This is a genomic window from Burkholderia sp. Ac-20353 (genome assembly GCF_017104785.1).
Classification (GTDB): domain Bacteria; phylum Pseudomonadota; class Gammaproteobacteria; order Burkholderiales; family Burkholderiaceae; genus Burkholderia.
Window position 1 is genome coordinate 1 of the sequence record NZ_JAAGPL010000366.1, and the last position, 4,019, is coordinate 4,019.

General features: G+C 71.1%; 3 protein-coding genes. 2 read left to right on the forward strand and 1 reads right to left on the reverse strand.

The features are described from left to right. Positions 1–465: 465 nt before the first annotated feature. Positions 466–621, reverse strand: coding sequence for a hypothetical protein (locus G3N94_RS40110; protein WP_205799722.1), 156 nt, complete (start codon positions 619–621; stop codon positions 466–468). 223 nt (positions 622–844) lie between these two features. Here G3N94_RS40110 and bcsB point away from each other — a divergent pair, with 223 nt between their 5' ends. Both bcsB and bcsZ read left to right on the forward strand, forming a co-directional pair. After that, entirely contained in the window at positions 845–3,151 is a 2,307-nt protein-coding gene (gene bcsB, locus G3N94_RS40115; protein ID WP_205799723.1) for a cellulose biosynthesis cyclic di-GMP-binding regulatory protein BcsB, read from the forward strand. Between the two features lie 3 nt (positions 3,152–3,154). Beyond that, positions 3,155–4,019: cellulose synthase complex periplasmic endoglucanase BcsZ (gene bcsZ, locus G3N94_RS40120; RefSeq protein ID WP_205799724.1), on the forward strand; the 865-nt coding region annotated here is incomplete at its 3' end.

Consider the following 4,019-nt stretch of genomic DNA (forward strand, 5'->3'; position numbering starts at 1 on the left):
GCGCTGGCCGCGCTCGACCGCGCGCTCGCCGACCTCGGCTGGATCGACGACACGAAGGCGGGGCGCGCGCTCGACGCGCGCGTGCGCGGCGCGGTCAGGCTGTGCCGGAGCGCGGTGCTGATCGCGATTGCGCAGTGGCTCGTCGTCGGCGCCGCGATCGCGATGTCGGGGTTCTAGAAGTATTCGTTGCGTCGCGCGCCGTCGAACGTTACGCGTTACGCGTCGCAGGCGCGCGCACGATGCGGCCGCGACCGCTTGACCTCGTACATCGCCTGGTCCGCACGCTCGAGAGCCGGGTTTGCAATGTCCACGGATTGATTCAAGTCAATTCATCCGCTCGAAAAAGGCGGAAGGACGGCGCTGGAATGCGGTAGCATACGCGCCGCCCATGCGGACGCGCGCCCGGCGGCCCGCAACGGGTCGCCGCCGACGATCAGTCTGTCGGGCCGGCGCCGGTCGTGCCAGTCATTGCGGCGCCGGCAGGAAGCCGTCCGGCATTGTGCCGTCCGGGGATTTCAGTGACAACGGCGCAATTCGTACCTCCAGCGCGCGCAACGTGGCATTTCTGACCACGGTTGCGGATTTTTTGCCTGACAGTTTCGAATAAGGGTGCGTTTTCATCCATTTTTGAGATAGTGTGACGAATCATCGGATTCGCGCGCGTGCCGATGCCTGGCATGCGTGCAGCGTCGCGGGGGCGACGTCACGACCGGTCGCACTGTTTCGAGCAAGACCATCAAAATCTGAATACAAGGGGAAGCATGGGGATGTGCATTCGCCTGCCCGGCTGCGCTGCGTGCGTGGCCGTCGATATCGTCGTCAACCTGGCGAAGCGGGGCCGCGCATGAAGCCGGCCGTGTCGTTTCTCGTCTCGATCGCGGCGGTGGCCGGCACGCTCTATGCGGCGTGCCTGCCGGCCGCCACGCCGACGGCGCCCGCGACCGCGCCGGTGCCTGGTTCCGCGCCGGCTGCTGCCGTGCCGGTGTCGTCAATGTCGTCAGTGGCGACGGCCAGCGCGCCGGCCGCGAGCGGACCCGCCGCGACCGTGCGCATGCCGTTCGCGAAGCTCGGTGCATTCGATCCGCTGCGGCTGCGCGGCGCCGACGACATGCGCACGATCAACGCCGGCGTGCGACTCGACCGCGTGGTGACCGGCGCGCGGCTGCGGCTGACCTATGCGTATTCGCCGTCGCTCGTGTTCCCGATGTCGCACCTGAAGGTGTCAGTCAACGGCGAAGTGGTCGCGACCGTGCCGTTCGACCAGCCGCGCGCGGGCCGCACGGTCACGCAGGACATCCCGATCGATCCGCGCTTCTTTTCCGACTTCAACCAGATCGGGCTGCGCCTCATTGCGCACTACACGCTCGACCATTGCGAGGATCCGATGAACTCGGCGCTGTGGGCGGACGTGAGCCCGACGAGCGAGCTGATCCTCGACGAGACGCCGGTGCGCCTGCCGAACGATCTCGCGCTGCTGCCCGCGCCGTTCTTCGACCGCCGCGACAACGGGCGCTTGCTGCTGCCGTTCGTGCTGCCCGCGACGCCCGACACGGCGACGCTGAGGAGCGCGGGCGTGCTCGCGTCGTGGTTCGGTGCGCTCGCGGACTACCGCCACGCGCGCTTCCCGGTATCGTCGACGCTGCCGAACGACAACGCGGTGCTGATCGGCACCGCCGCGACGCTACCGCCGGGCCTCGCGCTGCCGTCCGTCAACGGCCCGCTGCTCGCGATCGTGGACAGCCCGGCCGCGCCCGACCGGAAGCTGCTCGTCGTCACCGGCCGCACCGCGGCGGAAGTCGACGATGCGGTCGCGACGCTGGTGCTCGGCCGCGCGGCGCTGTCCGGGCCGGCCGCGACGGTCGCGCACGTCGACCTCGGTGCGCCGCGCAAGCCGTATGACGCGCCGCGCTGGCTGCCGGTCGACCGGCCGATCCCGTTCCGCGAACTGGTGGCGGATCCGCGCGAGCTCGAAGCGCGCGGCACGTCGCCGGACGCGATCCGGCTCAACCTGCGCGTGCCGGCCGACCTGCATTCGTGGAACGGCGCGGGCGTGCCGATCATGCTGCGCTACCGCTACACGGCGCCGACCGTGCAGGACAATTCGACGCTCGCGGTCGAGATCAACGACCAGCTCGTGAAGTCGTACCGGCTCGGGCCGGCGCACGCCGAGGACGCGCGCGGCCGCATGCAGCTGCCGATGCTGTCGGTGCCCGAAGGCCGCGTGACGAGCGACGTCGACATTCCGGCGTTCCGCGTCGGCAGCGGCAACCAGCTGCAATTCCGCTTCACGCTCGATTCGCAGAAGACGGGGCTCTGCTCGAGCACCGCGACCGAACCGCAGCGCGCGGCGATCGACCCCGATTCGACGATCGATTTCTCCCACTTCGTCCATTACGCGCAGTTGCCGAACCTCGCGTATTTCGCGAACAGCGGCTTCCCGTTCACGCGCTTCGCGGACCTGTCGCAGACGGCGGTCGTGATCGCGGACCGGCCGACGTCGCAGGAGCTCGAGGCGTACCTGACGATGCTCGGCCATATGGGCGAATGGACCGGCTTTCCGGCCCTGCGCGTGCAGGTCGCGCGGCCCGGCGACGTCGCCGCGCTGACGGCCAAGGACCTGCTCGTGATCGACGGCGCGCCGGCGTTTGCGCTGCTCGAGCGCTGGCGCGCGGCGCTGCCGCTGTCGCTCGGCGAGGAGGGTGGTGCGGGCGCCAGGCGCGTCGTGTTCACGGTGAAGGAGCGCTGGCGCAACGGCGTCGGGATGGCCGAGGGCGGCGCGCATATCGAGCAGGCGGGCTCGCTCGCGGCCTTGCTCGGCTTCGAGCTGCCGGGCAGCCGCGGCCGCAGCGTGGTCGCGCTGACGGCAACCGACGCGCCGCACCTGAACGATCTGCTCGACGTGTTCGAGAACGCCGGCCTCGTGTCGCAGCTGCAGGGCGACCTCGCGCTGGTGCGGCCGGGCACGGTCGACAGCATGCGCGTCGGCGAACCGTACGTGGTCGGCTTCGTGCCGTGGTACGCGCGGCTCTGGACGCATGCGGCGCGGCATCCGGTCGTGCTTGGCGTGGTCGGCGTCGTCGCCGGGCTGCTGCTCGCGCTCGGCACGTTCAGCGTGCTGCAAAGGGTTGCCGCACGGCGACGGGGGATGTGACGGATGGCGCAGGCAAGGGCAGGGCGACGGTTGAACGGGCCGGCGCGCCGCGCGGGTATCGCACTCGCGCTGACGCTGGTGGCGTCGGTGGTGGCTTCGGTGGCGCTGGCGGCCGGCAGCGCGAGCACCGCGGGGACGCGTGACGCGGGCACGAGCGCAGGCGCGGGCACGGGCTGTGTGGCCGCATGGCCGCGCTGGGATGCGTTCAAGCGCGAATTCGTGTCGGCCGACGGCCGTGTGATCGACGTCGGCTCGGCCGATTCGCGCACGGTGTCGGAGGGGCAGGCATACGGACTCTTCTTCGCGCTCGTCGCGAACGACCGGCCCGCGTTCGACCGGATGCTCGCGTGGACCGAGAACAACCTCGCGCAGGGCGACCTGAGCGCGCACCTGCCCGCGTGGCTGTGGGGCCGCGCGGCGGACGGCGCGTGGCGGGTGCTCGACGCGAACGCCGCGTCGGATGCCGATCTGTGGATCGCGTATGCGCTCGTCGAGGCCGGCCGCCTGTGGCGCGAGCGCAGCTACTCGGCGCGCGGCGCGCTGCTCGCGAAGCGCGTGCTCGACGATGAGACGGCTACGGTGCCGGGGCTCGGCGTCACGCTGCTGCCGGGGCCGACCGGCTTCCGGCTCGCGCCCGACCAGTGGCGCGTCAATCCGAGCTATTCGCCCCCGCAGGTGATTCGCGGGCTTGGCGCGCGGCTGCCGGACGATCGCCGCTGGGCGGCGCTCGCGGCGAGCACCGGGCGCGTGCTGCTCGACACCGCGCCGAAGGGCTTCTCGCCCGACTGGGCGCTGTTCCGTGCGGGCGCGGGCTTCGCGCCCGATCCGTCGACGCACGCGGAAAGCGCGTATAACGCGATCCGCGTGT

Bases quoted from the DNA above. Each gene is read 5' to 3' on its own strand.
- G3N94_RS40110 (WP_205799722.1), bottom strand. From the start codon at position 621: ATGAAAACGCACCCTTATTCGAAACTGTCAGGCAAAAAATCCGCAACC.
- bcsB (WP_205799723.1), top strand. From the start codon at position 845: ATGAAGCCGGCCGTGTCGTTTCTCGTCTCGATCGCGGCGGTGGCCGGC.